Source organism: Streptomyces sp. MMG1533 (genome assembly GCF_001279775.1).
GTDB lineage: Bacteria > Actinomycetota > Actinomycetes > Streptomycetales > Streptomycetaceae > Streptomyces.
In genome coordinates this window covers 92040-107252 of sequence record NZ_LGDG01000063.1, presented here as the reverse complement: position 1 = coordinate 107252, position 15213 = coordinate 92040, and the positions used below count along the sequence as shown (strand labels likewise).

Annotated in this window: 14 protein-coding genes; 3 read left to right on the top strand and 11 right to left on the bottom strand. The window is 71.1% G+C overall.

Annotation, left to right across the window (positions count from 1 at the left end; all coding sequences use genetic code 11):
• Positions 1 to 54: 54 nt before the first annotated feature.
• The 3 genes from ADK57_RS10250 to ADK57_RS10240 form a co-directional block, all read right to left on the bottom strand.
• A complete protein-coding gene (locus ADK57_RS10250) occupies positions 55 to 786 on the bottom strand; it encodes a hypothetical protein (protein ID WP_053749066.1) in 732 nt (243 codons plus the stop codon).
• Positions 787 to 904: 118 nt separating this feature from the next.
• Positions 905 to 1771 (bottom strand): class II fructose-bisphosphate aldolase, encoded by an 867-nt coding sequence (locus ADK57_RS10245; protein ID WP_053749065.1) that lies wholly within the window; start codon positions 1769 to 1771, stop codon positions 905 to 907.
• Between the two features lie 20 nt (positions 1772 to 1791).
• Positions 1792 to 2673 (bottom strand): SIS domain-containing protein, encoded by an 882-nt coding sequence (locus ADK57_RS10240; RefSeq protein ID WP_053749064.1) that lies wholly within the window; start codon positions 2671 to 2673, stop codon positions 1792 to 1794.
• A gap of 121 nt (positions 2674 to 2794) precedes the next feature.
• On the opposite strand from ADK57_RS10240, the gene ADK57_RS10235 reads away from it, so the two are divergent.
• Complete coding sequence (locus ADK57_RS10235) at positions 2795 to 3574, top strand: DeoR/GlpR family DNA-binding transcription regulator (RefSeq protein ID WP_053749063.1); 780 nt, start codon at positions 2795 to 2797, stop codon at positions 3572 to 3574.
• 36 nt (positions 3575 to 3610) lie between these two features.
• Here the strand turns inward: ADK57_RS10235 and ADK57_RS10230 are convergent, their stop codons facing one another.
• Entirely contained in the window at positions 3611 to 4798 is a 1188-nt protein-coding gene (locus ADK57_RS10230; protein ID WP_053749062.1) for a GDSL-type esterase/lipase family protein, read from the bottom strand.
• 57 nt (positions 4799 to 4855) lie between these two features.
• Entirely contained in the window at positions 4856 to 5431 is a 576-nt protein-coding gene (locus ADK57_RS10225; RefSeq protein WP_053749061.1) for a TetR/AcrR family transcriptional regulator, read from the bottom strand.
• 146 nt (positions 5432 to 5577) lie between these two features.
• On the opposite strand from ADK57_RS10225, the gene ADK57_RS10220 reads away from it, so the two are divergent.
• On the top strand, positions 5578 to 7404 hold the full coding sequence (locus ADK57_RS10220; RefSeq protein WP_053749060.1) for a glycoside hydrolase family 15 protein: 1827 nt from the start codon (positions 5578 to 5580) through the stop codon (positions 7402 to 7404).
• 20 nt (positions 7405 to 7424) lie between these two features.
• On the opposite strand, the gene ADK57_RS10215 is transcribed toward ADK57_RS10220, so the two are convergent.
• A complete protein-coding gene (locus tag ADK57_RS10215) occupies positions 7425 to 8408 on the bottom strand; it encodes a hypothetical protein (protein WP_053749059.1) in 984 nt (327 codons plus the stop codon).
• Positions 8409 to 8613: 205 nt separating this feature from the next.
• On the opposite strand from ADK57_RS10215, the gene ADK57_RS10210 reads away from it, so the two are divergent.
• Positions 8614 to 10866, top strand: a complete 2253-nt coding sequence (locus ADK57_RS10210) for a heavy metal translocating P-type ATPase (protein ID WP_053749058.1) — start codon at positions 8614 to 8616, stop codon at positions 10864 to 10866.
• Positions 10867 to 10915: 49 nt separating this feature from the next.
• On the opposite strand, the gene ADK57_RS10205 is transcribed toward ADK57_RS10210, so the two are convergent.
• The 5 genes from ADK57_RS10205 to ADK57_RS10185 all read right to left on the bottom strand — a co-directional run bounded on the left by ADK57_RS10205 (position 10916) and on the right by ADK57_RS10185 (position 15157).
• A complete protein-coding gene (locus ADK57_RS10205) occupies positions 10916 to 11368 on the bottom strand; it encodes a phospholipase (protein WP_053749057.1) in 453 nt (150 codons plus the stop codon).
• Positions 11369 to 11473: 105 nt separating this feature from the next.
• Entirely contained in the window at positions 11474 to 12064 is a 591-nt protein-coding gene (locus tag ADK57_RS10200; protein ID WP_053749056.1) for a hypothetical protein, read from the bottom strand.
• 5 nt (positions 12065 to 12069) lie between these two features.
• Positions 12070 to 12936, bottom strand: coding sequence for a carbohydrate ABC transporter permease (locus ADK57_RS10195; protein ID WP_053749055.1), 867 nt, complete (start codon positions 12934 to 12936; stop codon positions 12070 to 12072).
• Positions 12933 to 13877 (bottom strand): carbohydrate ABC transporter permease, encoded by a 945-nt coding sequence (locus ADK57_RS10190; RefSeq protein WP_053749054.1) that lies wholly within the window; start codon positions 13875 to 13877, stop codon positions 12933 to 12935. Before ADK57_RS10190 ends, ADK57_RS10195 begins: the two co-directional genes overlap by 4 nt.
• Positions 13874 to 15157 carry an ABC transporter substrate-binding protein gene (locus ADK57_RS10185; protein WP_053749053.1) on the bottom strand — a complete coding sequence of 428 codons (1284 nt, stop codon included), beginning with the start codon at positions 15155 to 15157 and terminating at the stop codon, positions 13874 to 13876. Before ADK57_RS10185 ends, ADK57_RS10190 begins: the two co-directional genes overlap by 4 nt.
• Between the last annotated feature and the right edge of the window lie 56 nt (positions 15158 to 15213).

Here is a 15213-nt window from a genome sequence, read left to right as displayed (position 1 = left end):
GGCAATGTCCGTGTCAGCGGGGCGAGTTCGCGCACGGCACCCGTGCCGTGCGGCTCAGGGACGATAGACCGGCGGCGGGTCGACCCCGGCGTGGGGCGGGTCGATCCGAGCAGCCAGGGCAACGGGGTCGGGGGCGGTTTCCGCACGGGCCCGGACCGCCGCACACACCGCCCGAACCAGTTCGGGGCGGTGCGACAGGGCCCGCGCCGCGCACCGCGCCTCGGACTCGGATCCGGCGTCGGTACTGCGCAGGGCGAGCGCCAGGCTCACCCAGGGAGCCGGAAGGCTCGGATCGGCCGTCACCGCGCTGACGGAACGGCTCCGCGCCAGAGCGATGTCACCGAGCAGTCGCGCCGTGTCCGAGGCCAGGGCCTCCGCCGGCACGGACCGTGCCGGGTTCGTGGCCTCCTGGTGGTGTCCCGGAACGTCGTCGCACCAGCGGGACGGGGCGACGGCGGCCCGTCGGATGAGGGCCATGCCCGTGGCGAGGGACCGGGCCGTCGCGTCCGGGCGCAGAGCGGAAACCGTTCGGGGCCGCCAGGGTCCGGCCTCGTCGCGGAGCATGCCGTCCGCCAGCTCGGACACCTCGTCGGGATCGGGCCGCAGGTGGTGCAGCCGCCAGCGGACGCGGTGGTCGACGACCGCCTCGGCGGCGAGTGCCGCGATGTCTGCGGGAACGCGCTCGGACTGCCACAGACCGCAGCTCGTGCCCATCAGAGCCACGAAGCGGGCACCGGCCACGGTCCAACGCTGCGACTCCCGCAGGCCGCGATACGTGTCCCACACCTGGGTACGCCAGTAGGCCAGTTCGAACTGCGCGCGCCGCAGGCATGATGACGACGGTCAGGACGGCTTCTGGAACGCTCTGAGCCGCCGAGGCACGGGGACGTCCGGCCCTGGCCCCTCAGGGCGTCACGGGATCCGAGCCGAGCGCCCGGATGATCCCCGCCACCGCCCGCACCATCGCCTCCCTGCCCACGCTCAGGTACGCCCGTGAGTCGACGGCCTCGGGACGGGCCGCCAGGAACTCGCGGATCGCGCCGGTCATGGCGATGTTGAGGGCGGTGCCGACGTTGACCTTGGTGATGCCGCCCGCGACGGCCCTGGCCAGCTCGTCGTCCGGTACTCCGGACGAGCCGTGCAGCACGAGGGGTACGTCCAGTGTGCCGGTCAGGCGACTGAGGAGGGTGTGGTCGAGGGTGGCGGTGCGGGTGGTCATGGCGTGGGAGCTGCCGATGGCCACGGCGAGGGCGTCGACGCCGGAGTCCGCGACGAACGCGCGGGCCTCGGCGGGGTCGGTGCGGGCTCCGGGGGCGTGGGCGTCCAACGGCGACTCGCCGTTCTTGCCGCCTATCCGGCCCAACTCGGCCTCGATCCAAAGCCCTTGGGCGTGCGCCCAGTCGGCGGCGGCTCTGGTCGCGGCGAGGTTCTCCTCGTACGGCAGTCGGGCCGCGTCGTACATGACGGAGCTGAATCCGGCCTCGGGTGCCTGGCGCAGCAGACTGTCGCTCCGCACGTGGTCCAGGTGCAATGCGACGGGTACGGCGGCCTGTTCGGCGGCGGCGAGGGCGGCGCGGGCGAGCGGGAGCAGCCGTCCGTGGCGGAACTTGACGGCGTTCTCGCTGACCTGGAGGACGACGGGCGAACTCACGTACTCCGCACCGGCGATGACCGCCTCGACGTGTTCCAGCGTGATGATGTTGAAGGAGGCGACGGCGGAGTGCGTGGCGGCGGCGCGGGTGACGAGCTCGCCGGTGGTGACGAGGGGCACGGCTGATCCTTCCGGCAGGGTCAGGGGGCGAGGATCACCGAGCGGGTGAGGTGGCGCGGCCGGTCGGGGTCCAGGCCGCGGGCCGCGGCGACGGCGACGGCGAGCCGCTGGACGCGGACCAGCTCGGCGAGCGGGTCGAGGCCGCCCGCGACCCACAACCCGCCGGTTTCCCGCACCTGTTCGGGCAGGCCGTCCGGTGCCTCGCCGAGCATCCAGGTGGCGGTGCCGTGGGTGGTGATGCTGATGGGGCCGTGCCGGTACTCCATCGCCGGGTAGGCCTCGGTCCAGGCGAGGGACGCCTCGCGCATCTTCAGCCCGGCCTCGCTGGCCAGCCCGACGGTCCAGCCGCGGCCGAGGAAGGTGAACTGGACACAGTCCACGAGCCCTTGGGGCAGGTCCGAGCGGAGCGCGGTGCGGGCGTCGGCGACGACTGCGTCGGTGTGCAGGCCGAGGTGGGTGCGGAGCAGGGTCAGCGCGGTGGTGGCGAACCGGGTCTGCACGACCGACCGTTCGTCCGCGAAGTCGAGGACGACGAGGTCCTCGGCGGCGTCCATGACGGGGGTGGCGGGGTCGGCGGTGATGGCGGTCGTGCGCGTGCGCCCCCGCAACTCACCCAGCAGCTCCAGCACTTCGGTGGTGGTGCCGGAGCGGGTGAGGGCGACGACCCGGTCGTACGAGCGGCCGTGCGGGAACTCGGAGGCGGCGAAGGCGTCCGTCTCGCCCTGGCCCGATCCCTCGCGCAGCGCCGCCACAGCCTGAGCCATGAAGTACGAGGTGCCGCAGCCGACGATCGCGACGCGCTCCCCCGGCGCCGGCAGCGCCCCGCCGTGCTCCGGCGCCCGGGCCGCCGCGCGTGTCCAGCACTCGGGCTGACTGTTCAGCTCGTCCTCGACATGGCTCATGCCGCACCCTCCATTTTGATTGTTCGTGCAAAATATAGCCAGGTTTCGAGCACAATCAAGCATCCGGACGGAGGTGGGGGTGCGCTAGGGTCGCCGGGAGATCGAGGAACGGAGGGCCCGGATGTCGCGCGACGCCCGGTGGAAGGCGCTGCTGGAACTGCTGGTCGAGCGCGGCCGGTTGGACGTCGAGGAGGCGGCCGCCGAGCTGGCGGTCTCGTCCGCGACCATTCGGCGCGACTTCGACCAGCTGGCCGAGCAGCAGATGCTCGTGCGCACGCGGGGCGGCGCGGTCGTGCACGGGGTGTCGTACGAGCTGCCGCTGCGCTACAAGACGGCCCGCCACGCCTCCGAGAAACAGCGCATCGCGAAGGCGGTGGCGGACCTCGTCGCCCCTGGCGAGGCGGTCGGGCTCACCGGCGGGACGACCACGACCGAGGTCGCACGGGCCTTGGCCGTGCGCGGTGACCTGGCGTCCGGTTCGCCCGCGCTGACCGTGGTCACCAACGCGCTCAACATCGCCAACGAGCTGGCCGTGCGCCCCCAGTTCAAGATCGTGCTGACCGGCGGGGTCGCGCGCCCGCAGTCGTACGAGCTCGTCGGACCGCTCGCGGACGGTGTGCTGAGCCAGATCACGCTCGACGTGGCGGTCCTCGGCGTCGTCGCCTTCGACGTCACGCACGGTGCCGCCGCGCACGACGAGGCGGAGGCGGCGATCAACCGGCTGCTCTGCGAACGCGCCGAGCGTGTGGTCGTCGCCGCGGACTCCAGCAAGCTGGGACAGCGGGCCTTCGCCCGGATCTGCGCGGCGGAGTCCGTGGACACGCTGGTCACGGACACGGCGGCCGGGCCGGACACGGTACGACGGTTCGAGGAGGCGGGGCTGCGGGTCGTCGCGGTCTGAGGCTCTTGGAACAGGCCCTACGGCCGCCGAAGCGCTTCAGTTGCCGCCGGGTTCCGCGAAGGGCCCGTCGCTCGCGAAGGCCAGCTCGGCGAAGCGTTCGCCGAGGTGGCGGTGGGTGGCGGCGTCCGGGTGGAGGTTGTCGGGCAGCGGAAGCTCGGCGGAGTCCGCCTCGCCGTAGAGGTCGCGGCCGTCGAGGTAGTGCAGGTGCGGGTCCTCGGCCGTTCGCTGCGTCACGATCCGGGCCAGCTCGTCCCGTATGACGCCCAGGGTCAGTTTCCCGCTCGCGCGCTCCGCCGGATCGCCCATGGCCACGAACCGCAGTTGCCCGGTGCCGAGGTTGGTGAGGTCCGGGGCGGTGGGGCCCGGCGTGTCCTCGTGGATCGGGCACAGGATGGGCGAGACGACCAGCAGCTCAGTGGTGGGGTGCCCTTCGCGGACGGTGTCGAGGAAGCCGTGGACGGCGGGGGTGAAGGCGCGCAGGCGCATCACGTCGGCGTTGACCAGGTTGATTCCGATCTTGACGCTGATCAGGTCGGCGGGCGTGTCCCGCAGGGTGCGGGCGGTGAACGGGTCGAGCAGGGCGCTGCCGCCCAGACCCAGGTTGATCAGTTCCACGCCGCCGAGGGAGGCGGCAAGGACCGGCCAGATACCGGTGGGCCCGGCGGCGTCGGAGCCGTGGCTGATCGAGCTGCCGTGGTGCAGCCACACCCTGCGGCCAGGGTCCGGGGCGGGCTCGACGGGGGCGTCGGTGCGCAGGGCGACGAGTTCGGTGGTCTCGTTGTGCGGCAGCCAGATCTCGACGTCCTTGAGCCCGTCGGGGAGGTCGGTGAAGCGGAGGGTGCCGGGCCGCCCGGGCCGGTGCTCGACACTCCCGGTGGTCATGTCGATGGTCAGGGTGTGGCCGTCCGTCACACTGCCACGGCCCGTCGGGCGACCGTCGACGAGCAGCTCGTACACGCCGTCCGGGCGCGGCGGTGCACCCACGTAGAACCGCTTGGTGGGCAGCGTGTCCAGTTCGACGGCGGTCGCCCGGGTGCGGAAGGCCAGCCGAACGCCGGAGGGCTGGGACTCGGCCATGGCCAGTTGCCCGTCGGCGCACTGGGCGCGGGCCCGGGCGGGCACCCGGTGCGGCAGCACACCGTGCTCGGTGCGCTCCAGGTCGAGGGCTCCGCGCAGGAGGTCCATGGTGATGGGCGTGGTGGTCCAGTTGTCCTTGGTGTGCATTGCCTCAACCTGTTGATCAATGTGCCGGAACCGGATGGACTGTGCGAACCGAGCGGACTACGTGGACGGCGCCGGCCAGTTCCGCAACAGCGCGTCGAGGGCGTCCATGACTCTCGACCAGGTCTCCTGCGAGTCGGGGGCGCTGTGGCTGAACCCTCCTCCCAGCTCCAGGCTGACGTAGCCGTGGAAGACGCTGCCCAGCAGCCGGACCGCATGTGTCCGGTCCGGCTCCGTCAGGTCATAGCCGCGCAGGATCGCCCGCGTCATCTGTGCGTGTCTGCCCCCGGCACTGGCGGCCGCCGCCTCCGGAGAGAGCCTCAGCTGGGCCGCGGCATACCGGCCGGGGTGCTCCCGGGCGTAGTCGCGGTAGACGTTGGCGAAGGCGGTGAGGGCGTCCTTGCCGGCCCGGCCGGCCAGGGCGGCGGCGCCCCGGTCGGCGAGTTCCTCCAGGGCGAGCAGGGCGATCCCGGTCCTGAGGTCCTGGGAGTTCTTCACGTGCGAGTACAGACTCGCGACCTTGACGTCGAACCGCCTGGCGAGCGCCGAGACGGTCACCTGGTCGAAGCCGACCTCGTCGGCCAACTCGGCTCCCGCCCGCACCAGGCGTTCCGTGGTCAGTCCTGCGCGCGCCATCAGCCACCCTTCATTTACCTGAAAGCATTGTGTATTTACCTAACACCTTTAGGCAAATCACATGTCTCCTTCCCTCGGCGCCGCGCCGTCCGAGCCCCCTAAGCTGAGCCTGAGGCTGAGGTGCGTGTCGGCACATGGAGGCTGCGATGGACGATCCACAGCACGTGTCCGGGACCGCGCGTTATCTGCCGATCGCCGAGCACGGTCTGATCGGCGACCTGCGCAGCGTGGCCTTGGTAGGCACCAACGGCACGATCGACTGGTACTGCTGCCCCTCCTTCGACGCCCCGAGCGTCTTCGCCTCGGTCCTGGACGCGGAGAAGGGCGGCTGCTTCGAGCTGGCGGCGAGCGTGCCGGCCCGCACCAAGCAGTTCTACTTCCCCGACACCAACGTCCTGATCACCCGGTTCTTCACCGAGGACGGCGTCGGCGAGGTGCAGGACTTCATGCCGGTCGGCGACGACTCGGTGGAGACCGAACGTCACCGGCTGATCCGGCGGGTTCTGTGCGTGCGCGGCTCCCTCCCGTTCAGCACGCGCGTGGCACCGCGGTTCGACTACGGCGGCCGGCCGCACACCGTGCGCATGGAGGGCGACGTCGCGGTCTTCGAGTCCGCCGAACTGTCCCTCGGGCTGACCGCGACCGTGCCGCTGGAGACCGACGGCCAGGACGCGCGGGCCGACTTCAAGCTCGCCGAGGGCGAGTCGGCGGTGTTCGCGCTGGACCAGGTGGGCGGCGAGGTGGCACCACGCCGGTGCGCGCGGACGGAGGCCGAGGAGCAGTTCACCACCACGGTCGCGTACTGGCGGCGCTGGCTGTCCGCCTCCAAGTACCGGGGCCGCTGGCGGGAGAGGGTGCACCGCTCGGCCCTCACACTGAAGCTGCTGACGTACGCCCCGACCGGCGCGATCGTGGCCGCCCCGACGACGAGTCTGCCCGAGCAGCTCGGCGGCGAGCGCAACTGGGACTACCGGTACGTGTGGGTACGCGACGCCGCCTTCTGCGTGTACGCGTTGCTGCGACTGGGCTTCACCGGCGAGGCCGAGGCGTTCATGAAGTTCGTGACCCGGCACATCACTCCGGGCGACGGCAAGCCGTCGGGCCCCCTGCAGATCATGTACGGCATCGACGGCCGCACCGACCTGCCCGAGCGTGAACTCGCCCACCTGGAGGGACACCAGGGCTCCGCGCCGGTACGCATCGGCAACGGAGCGGCCGAGCAGCTCCAACTCGACATCTACGGCGCACTGATCGACTCGATCTACCTCTACGACAAGTGGGCCAAGCCGATCTCCAGCGGCCAGTGGGACGACGTGTGCGCCCTGGTGGACTGGGTGTGCGAGCACTGGGACCAGCCCGACGAAGGCATCTGGGAGACGCGCGGCGGACGCAAGAACTTCCTGTACTCGCGGCTGATGTGCTGGGTGGCGATCGAGCGGGCGATCCGCATGGCCAACCGGCGCGGCCTGCCCGCAGACCTGTCCCGCTGGCGGGAGTCCCGCGACACGATCTACCGGCGGATCATGAAGCGGGGCTGGTCCGAGGCCCGCCAGGCCTTCGTACAGCACGAGGACGGCGACGTGCTCGACGCGGCCGTCCTGATGATGCCGTTGACGAAGTTCATCGCGCCGACCGACCCCAAGTGGCTGTCCACACTGGACGCACTCACCCACGACCTGGTGTCCGACTCGCTGGTCTACCGCTACGACCCACAGGCGAGCCCCGACGGACTGCGCGGCGACGAGGGCACGTTCTCCATCTGCTCGTTCTGGTACGTCGAGGCCATGGTCCACGCCGGGCGGATCGACGAGGCGCGGCTCGCCTTCGAGAAGATGCTCACGTACGCCAACCATCTGGGCCTGTACGCCGAGGAGATCAGCCACACCGGCGAGCAACAGGGCAACTTCCCCCAGGCCTTCACCCATCTCGCCCTGATCAGCGCCGCGTTCAACCTCGACCGGGCCCTCGGCTGAGGGAGCCCACCGAGGCACCCTCAGTGCCCGTGGCCGCCCGAGGCCTCGTGGGCACCCGGAGACGCGGGTGCACCGGAGGGCTCGTCGCCGGCTGCCGCCCCCGCCCGGACCGTGAACGCGGCGGTGTGGACCTCCCCGTCGTGCTTGAAGTCGAGGAAGAGCCGGTAGGTGCCGCCGCTCGGAGCCGTGGCCGTGAACGAGACGGCCGGGCCGGGCTCGGTCGTGCCGTCGCCGGGCTCGCCGTTCGGGTGGACATGGAGGTAGGCGAGGTCGCCGGCGCGCAGGGCGACCAGATGGCCGTACGCACCGAGGTAGGGCTGGAGGTCGGTGACCGGCTTGCCGTTCCGGGACACGTTCAGGGTCAGGTCGTCTGCCGCGCCCGGGCGCAGGGAGCCGTCCAGCTCGACCTCGTAGCCGTCGATCCGGGCGGTGTCGCTCGGCGCCGGCATGCGCTGCGGCTCATAGGGGCCCGAAGCCGCCAGATCCGCGCCGAGGGTGAGGTTCTCGGCGTCCTTCTTCGCCGGGGTGAAGTCGGCGAAGACGCGGTAACCGCCCGCGCGGGGCAGGTCGACGGGGATGCTCCAGGTGCCGTCCGTGGCACGGCTGGGGTGCAGGTGGCGGTAGGTGACCAGGTCGCGGGAGGCCACGATGAGGTGGAGTTCCTTGTCGTGTTCCCGCTGGTAGGCGGTGACCGCACGGCCACTGTCGTCGCGGATGACGAAGCGCAGGTCGGCAGCGCGCCCCGCGGCCACCCGCGGGGTCTGGAGGTCGAGGGTGTAGCCCTTCTCGGAGATCTGCAGCCCGCCGGACGGCTCCGCCCCCTGCTCCGCATGGCCGCCCCCTCCGTCCGGTGAGGAGGTCGACGACGCCTCGCGGTGGCTCTCGTGACGCGGGGGCGCGCTGTCCTCGACCAGGGGGTCGAGACCCTTGCCCACGCCGTAGGCGGTGCCGAAGGTCGCGGCCAGCGCGGCGGCGAACGTGGTGATCTTCAGTCCAGCGTGCATGTTCGGCTCCTGGGAGGCGGGGCCCCGGGCTTCGATGCGAGGCCTTCCATACGACTCACCATACCCCTGGGGGGTATCAGGTCAAGCCCTCGGAAGACTTGCTTCGGATACCCAGTGGGGGTATACAGAACCTGAGACGCAAGATACCCCCACCCCGTATCCGTGTCGACCGCGGTACACGGCTGGGACGACCTCAGGAGCAGCGATGACCACCACCACGACCGGCCCCGACGCCGAGACGGAACTCGTCATCGGCGGCATGACCTGTGCCTCGTGCGCGGCGCGCATCGAGAAGAAGCTCAACCGGATGGACGGCGTCACGGCCACCGTCAACTACGCCACCGAGAAGGCCCGGGTCAGCCACAGCGGTGACGTCTCGGTGCGGGACCTGATAGCCACCGTCGAGAAGACCGGGTACACGGCGCAGGAACCCGAACCGCCCGAGCCGCGGCACGACGACATGGCGGCGGACGACGAACTCCGGCCGCTGCGCGAGCGGTTGGTCACCGCCGTGGTGCTGGCCGGGCCCGTCGTCGCGATGGCCATGATCCCCGCCCTCCAGTTCGAGTACTGGCAGTGGCTGTCACTCACCCTCGCGGCGCCCGTGGTGACGTACGCCGGATGGCCCTTCCACAGGGCGGCGTTCACCAACGCCCGGCACGGCGCGGCCACGATGGACACACTGATCTCGGTCGGTACGGCGGCCGCGTTCGGCTGGTCGCTGTGGGCACTGTTCTTCGGGACCGCGGGCACCCCCGGCATGACCCACCCGTTCGAGCTGACCATCACCCGCGGCGACGGGGCCGGGAACCTCTACCTGGAAGCCGCCGCCGGTGTCACCGCCTTCATCCTGGCCGGGCGGTACTTCGAGGCCCGCTCCAAGCGCAAGGCGGGCGCGGCACTGAGGGCGCTGCTGGAACTGGGCGCGAAGGACGTCACCGTCCTGCGGCCCGACGGCGACGAACGCACCCTGCCCCTCGCGGAGTTGAAGGTCGGCGACCGCTTCCTGGTCCGCCCCGGCGAGAAGATCGCCACCGACGGCACCGTCGTCGAGGGCTCCTCCGCCGTCGACGCCTCGATGCTGACCGGCGAGTCCGTGCCCGTGGAGGTGGGCGTCGGCGACCCGGTCACCGGGGCGACGGTCAACGCGGGCGGCCGGCTCGTCGTCGAGGCGACCCGCGTCGGCGCCGACACCCGGCTGGCCCGGATGGCGAAGCTGGTCGAGGACGCGCAGAACGGCAAGGCCGCGGCGCAGCGGCTCGCCGACCGGATCTCCGGGGTCTTCGTGCCGATCGTGATCGCGCTCGCGCTGGGCACGCTCGGGTTCTGGCTCGGCAACGGCTCGGGTCCGACGGCGGCCTTCACCGCCGCCGTCGCCGTACTGATCATTGCCTGCCCGTGCGCCCTCGGGCTGGCCACGCCGACCGCGCTGCTGGTCGGCACCGGGCGTGGCGCGCAGCTCGGGATCCTCATCAAGGGCCCCGAGGTCCTGGAGTCGACGCGCAAGGTCGACACCGTGGTCCTCGACAAGACGGGCACCGTCACCACCGGCCGGATGGCCCTGACGGCCCTGCACCCGGCCGACGGCACCGAGGAGGCCGAAGTCCTGCGGCTGGCGGGGGCGTTGGAGCACTCCTCCGAGCACCCGATCGCCCGCGCCGTGGCCGAGGGAGCACTGGAGAAGCTGGGGTCGCTGCCCGCGCCCGAGGACTTCGCGAACGTGCCCGGTCTCGGGGTGCAGGGCGTCGTCGACGGTGACGCGGTCCTCGTCGGCCGCGAACGGCTGCTCGCCGACTGGGCCATGGAACTGCCGGAGGAGCTGGCGCGGGCCAAGGCGGACGCCGAGGCGGCCGGGCGTACGGCCGTCGTGGTCGCCTGGGACGGCGAGGCACGGGCGGTCCTGGAGGTCGCGGACGCGGTGAAGGCGACCAGCGCCGAGGCGATCACCCGGCTGCGCGCACTCGGCCTTTCCCCGATCCTGCTGACCGGCGACAACCGGGCCGTCGCCGAGTCCGTCGCCCGAGAGGTGGGCATCGCGCCCGAGGACGTCGTCGCCGAGGTGCTGCCCGAGGACAAGGTCGACGTCGTCAAGCGCCTTCAGCGCGAGGGCCGTTCGGTCGCGATGGTCGGCGACGGCGTCAACGACGCGGCCGCCCTCGCCCAGGCCGACCTGGGGCTGGCGATGGGCACGGGCACGGACGCCGCGATCGAGGCCGGCGACCTGACCCTCGTGCGCGGTGACCTGCGCGCAGCGGCCGACGCCATCCGGCTCGCCCGCCGCACCCTCGGCACGATCCGCACCAACCTGTTCTGGGCCTTCGCCTACAACGTGGCCGCCCTGCCGCTCGCCGCGGCCGGCCTGCTCAACCCGATGCTCGCCGGGGCCGCCATGGCCTTCTCCTCGGTGTTCGTCGTCGGCAACTCGCTGCGGCTGCGCTCGTTCCGGGCGGCGGACTGAACCGTCCGGTCGGGGGCGGCTGGGCGCGCCCCCGACCGGTGATGGCCGCTCAGCCGAAGGCTTTCACGGCCTGGTAGTACGTCCACGCCGTGCTGTTGCAGGCGGTCTTGGTGCCGCCCGTGTACTTCGCGCACACCCGCTTGAGGTCCTCGTGGAAGGCGCTGTCCAGGCGGGACTTGTTGACGCTGAAGGCGCCCGCGGCCTTGTAGTTGCGGTAGCCGAAGTCGTGGCGGGCGCAGGACATCCGGAAGGGGAAGCCGAACGGGTTGTCCGGCGAGGAGGAGCAGTAGTCGGTCGTCCAGTCGAACACGTACGCGTTCCATGCGGACCGGTTCGCGCGGGCGGCGGCCCAGGAGTTGTAGCTCGACGCGCTCGTCTGCGTCCAGCTCGCGAGGACCTGGGGCTCGTCGGCGGGGGCGGCGTCGGCGGCTGCGGCGGTGCCGACGACGGTGATCAGGGCCAGAGTCGAGGCGGCCATTCCGGTGGCGAGTCTGCGGTGCATCCCACACCTCCATGAGACTGCGACCCGTCCGTCGGGTCGCAGGTTCATGACAAGATGATTGACACCGCAAGTACCTCTTCACACCGCAAGTCCCCTAATGGCCCCTCAACTCTCGGATATACCGGCCAAACGGACGTCGACGGCGGTGAGCGCCAACGCCAGCGGGCCCGGCGCCAGGAACGCGAGCGGCAGCATCATCCAGGCGCCGAGGACGGCCGTCGCCACCGCGAGCAGCACCAGGGCAGAACCGCCCGGATCCGCTACGGCGTTCCGCGCGGCCCCGCGCAGGGCGGCAGGCCAGTCGGTGAGCGACTCGGGCCGAGCACACGCCCTGAGACCCACCACCAGTGCACACGCGCCGATCGCGGCGGCCACCACCGCGAACAGTCCGGCCCCCGGCAGTCCCGCCCCGGCCAGCGCGAGGTCCGCGGCAAGCAGCAGCGCACCCGCGAGAGCGACGCCCCCGGCCGCCAGGTCACCGACCCGAAGCCGTCGCCGTAGAACCGCGAAATACCGCCCGGCGGTGGCGGGTTGCCCCTCCCCCGCACCCCGCAGCACAGCGCTCGCGCTCGACAGTGCGGCCGGGGCGGTCACCAGGGGCAGACACGCCACCGCCGTGGCGAGGCCGACGCTCAGCACGTCGGCGAACAGGGTCATCCGGGGTCCGAAGACCTCTCCCGGTTCACGCGTCGGCATCCCGCTCACCCCTTCAGTCCGGAGCCGGCCATGCCCTCCACCAGGAAGCGCTGGAAGGCGAGGAAGAAGAGCACGATCGGCAGCAGCGCGATCACCGACATCGCGAACATCGGGCCGAACGACGACTGGCTGGAGGCGTCCACGAAGGACCGCAGGGCGAGCGTGAGCGTGAACTTGTCCGGGTCGAAGAGGTAGATGAGCTGGGTGAAGAAGTCGTTCCAGGTCCAGATGAAGGTGAAGATCGCCGTCGTGATCAGCGCGGGCCTGGTGAGGGGCAGCACGATCCGGAAGAAGCTGCGGAAGGGGCCGCAGCCGTCGATGCGGGCCGCCTCCTCCAGCTCGCGCGGAAGGCCACGCATGAACTGCACGATGAGGAAGACGAAGAAGGCTTCCGTGGCGAGGAACTTCGGCAGGATCAGCGGCCAGTAGGTGTTCACCAGGCCGAGCTGGTTGAAGATGATGTACTGCGGGATCAGTACCGCGTGGTGCGGCAGCATGATCGTCGCGATCATGAAGGCGAACAGCGGGCCGCGGAAGCGGAAGCGCAGCCGGGCGAAGGCGTAGGCGGCGAGCGAGCAGCTGATCACGTTGCCGAGGACCGCACCGCCCGCGATCAGCAGCGAGTTGGAGAGAAGCCGCCAGATCGACACGTCGTTCACACCGTCCATGGCGGTCTTGTAGTTCGACCACTCCAGGTGCCTGGGCAGCAGGTCGAGGCTGGCGATCACCTCGTCGGCGGGCTTGAGCGACGTGGCGAGCAGCCAGGCCAGCGGGTAGAGCATCACCAGCAGGGCGGCCAGGCAGCCGAGGTGCAGGGCGATACGGCCCCGGCGAACGGGCTTGCGGGAGGCGGCAGTTGATACGACGGTCATCGGTCCCCCTCGGACGCGTAGAAGACCCAGGAGCGCGACGTACGGAACAGCACCGCCGTGACGGCACCGATGACGAGCAGCAGCACCCAGGCCATGGCGGAGGCATAGCCCATGTGGGAGGCGACGAAGCCCCGGTCGTAGAGGTACATCGTGTAGACGAGCGTCGAGTCGGCGGGGCCGCCCTTGCCGGCGCTGACCGCGAAGGCGGGCGTGAAGACCTGGAAGGCCTGGATGGTCTGCAGAACGAGGTTGAAGAAGAGCACCGGGGACAGCATCGGCACGGTGACGGACAGGAACTGCCGCCACTTTCCCGCCCCGTCCACGGCCGCCGCCTCGTACAGCTCGGCGGGTATCTGCTGGAGTCCGGCGAGGAAGATGACCATCGGTGCGCCGAACTGCCAGACCGTCAGCAGCGCCACGGCCAGCAGCGCCCAGCCGGGCTTGTTCACCCAGCCGCCGGTGCCGAGCAGGTTGTCCACCGTGCCGCCGTCGTTGAAGACCGCCCGCCAGACGAGGGCGATGGACATGGACGCGCCGAGCAGTGAGGGGGCGTAGAACGCGGAGCGGTAGAAGCCCTTGCCGCGCTTCATGGGTTTCAGGGCGAGCGCGACGACCAGGGCGAGCGCGAGTTGAAGGGGTACGGCTATGACGACGTACATCAGGGTCGTCATGACCGAACGCCAGTAGCGCGGGTCCTCGGTGAACATCTGCGTGTAGTTGCGCAGGCCGACCCAGTGCGGTGGGTCGAAGAGGTTGTAGTCGGTGAAGGACAGATACAGCGAGACGACCATCGGCAGCAGCGTGAGGACGCTCGCTCCGAGGACCCACGGGGACAGGAACACCCAGGCTGCGCCCTCCCGTTCGCGCTTGGGGCGGCGCTTTTGGGCGGTGGCGGGCCGCTTCGGGCGTGCGGTGGACGCGGGGATGTCGGTGGTGGTCATGACCTCAGCTCCGCCTTCGCCTCGGTGACGTAGTTCTCGGCCGCCTCGCGGGGCGACATGCGCTCGTACGACACCTGGTCGTAGTCGCGCTGGAAGGTGGTCTGCAGGGCGTTGTCGCCGGAGGGCGGGGCCTGCGGGGGGTCCTTGAGGGTGCCTTCGAGGGACGACTGGAAGTCGGCGACCGTCTTGTCGAAGTCCTTGAGCTGGGGCGCGGTCACCTTGCGAATGGTCTCGTTGACAGGGATGCCCCGGGTCGCGCCGAGGATCTTCGCCGCGTCCCCGTCGTTGAGGAGGAAGTCGACGAGCTGGGCCGCCTCTTTCGCGTGGCCGGTGTTGGCGGAGACACCGAGGAACATGGACGGCTTGAAGTACTGGCCGGGCGTGCCGTCCGCGCCGGACGGCATGGGTGCCAGGGCGATGCCGGTCGGGACGAGAGCGAGGTAACCGCTCGACGGGGCATCCCAGTTGGTGTCGGCGGTCGCCTCGCCGCGGCCGAGCGGGGTGTTCTCGACGGATCCGTCGAGCTGGGTGGTCTGCTCGGCGGGCGAGACGGCGCCCTCGCGCCGGAGCCTGTCGGTGAAGGTCCACCACTCGGTCAGATCGTCGGCGGTGAAGCCGAGCCCTCCGGCCTTCGTGTAGAGGGACTTGCCCTGCCCGCGCAGCCAGACCTCGAAGGCGTCCTCGCTCTGGCCGGGGTCGGTGGCACCCGGTTTCCCGGTCTTCTTCGCCAGCGCGCGCACGGCGTCGGCCCAGTCGTCCCAGGTCCACCCCTGGCGTGGGAGCGGCACCCCGGCGTCTCGCCACGCCTTGGCGTCGTAGACGACGGTCTCGGTGCCGCGGCCCTGCGGGATCGCGTACTGGGTACCGTCCACCCGGCCGGTGGCGAGCAGACCCTGGTCGATCTCCGAGGTGTGCAGTACGGCCTTCTGCCGCGCCAGGTCGAGCAGGACACCGCCGGACGCGTACTGGTCGATCTGGCGGTAGTCGAGCTGCATCACGTCGGGTGCGTCGCCGCCCGTGGCCTGGACGGCGAGCTTCTGTTTGTAGGCGTCGTAGCCGGAGAACGATGTCTGCACCCTGGTGTTCGGATGCCGTTTCTCGAACAGGGCGACGGCCCGCTCGGTGCGCTCCGCGCGGTCGGGATTGCCCCACCACGTGTAGCGCAGCACGACCTTGCCGCCACCGACCGATTCCCCGGATCCCCCGCAGCCGGCCAGCACCGCGCAGAGCACGAGTGCGGCGGCCGACGCGCAGAACCCCTTTGTCCTGTGTCCGGGCATGCCGAGGTCACCTCATCCCTTCCTCGGACTTTCTTCGACGGCCCCCCTCGGCCCCC

Excerpts from the sequence above, each read along its gene's own strand:
- ADK57_RS10240 (WP_053749064.1), bottom strand. The coding sequence starts at position 2,673 with ATGAGCCATGTCGAGGACGAGCTGAACAGTCAGCCCGAGTGCTGGACA.
- ADK57_RS10235 (WP_053749063.1), top strand. The coding sequence starts at position 2,795 with ATGTCGCGCGACGCCCGGTGGAAGGCGCTGCTGGAACTGCTGGTCGAG.
- ADK57_RS10230 (WP_053749062.1), bottom strand. The coding sequence starts at position 4,798 with ATGCACACCAAGGACAACTGGACCACCACGCCCATCACCATGGACCTC.
- ADK57_RS10225 (WP_053749061.1), bottom strand. The coding sequence starts at position 5,431 with ATGGCGCGCGCAGGACTGACCACGGAACGCCTGGTGCGGGCGGGAGCC.
- ADK57_RS10220 (WP_053749060.1), top strand. The coding sequence starts at position 5,578 with ATGGACGATCCACAGCACGTGTCCGGGACCGCGCGTTATCTGCCGATC.
- ADK57_RS10215 (WP_053749059.1), bottom strand. The coding sequence starts at position 8,408 with ATGCACGCTGGACTGAAGATCACCACGTTCGCCGCCGCGCTGGCCGCG.
- ADK57_RS10210 (WP_053749058.1), top strand. The coding sequence starts at position 8,614 with ATGACCACCACCACGACCGGCCCCGACGCCGAGACGGAACTCGTCATC.
- ADK57_RS10205 (WP_053749057.1), bottom strand. The coding sequence starts at position 11,368 with ATGCACCGCAGACTCGCCACCGGAATGGCCGCCTCGACTCTGGCCCTG.
- ADK57_RS10200 (WP_053749056.1), bottom strand. The coding sequence starts at position 12,064 with ATGCCGACGCGTGAACCGGGAGAGGTCTTCGGACCCCGGATGACCCTG.
- ADK57_RS10195 (WP_053749055.1), bottom strand. The coding sequence starts at position 12,936 with ATGACCGTCGTATCAACTGCCGCCTCCCGCAAGCCCGTTCGCCGGGGC.
- ADK57_RS10190 (WP_053749054.1), bottom strand. The coding sequence starts at position 13,877 with ATGACCACCACCGACATCCCCGCGTCCACCGCACGCCCGAAGCGGCCC.
- ADK57_RS10185 (WP_053749053.1), bottom strand. The coding sequence starts at position 15,157 with ATGCCCGGACACAGGACAAAGGGGTTCTGCGCGTCGGCCGCCGCACTC.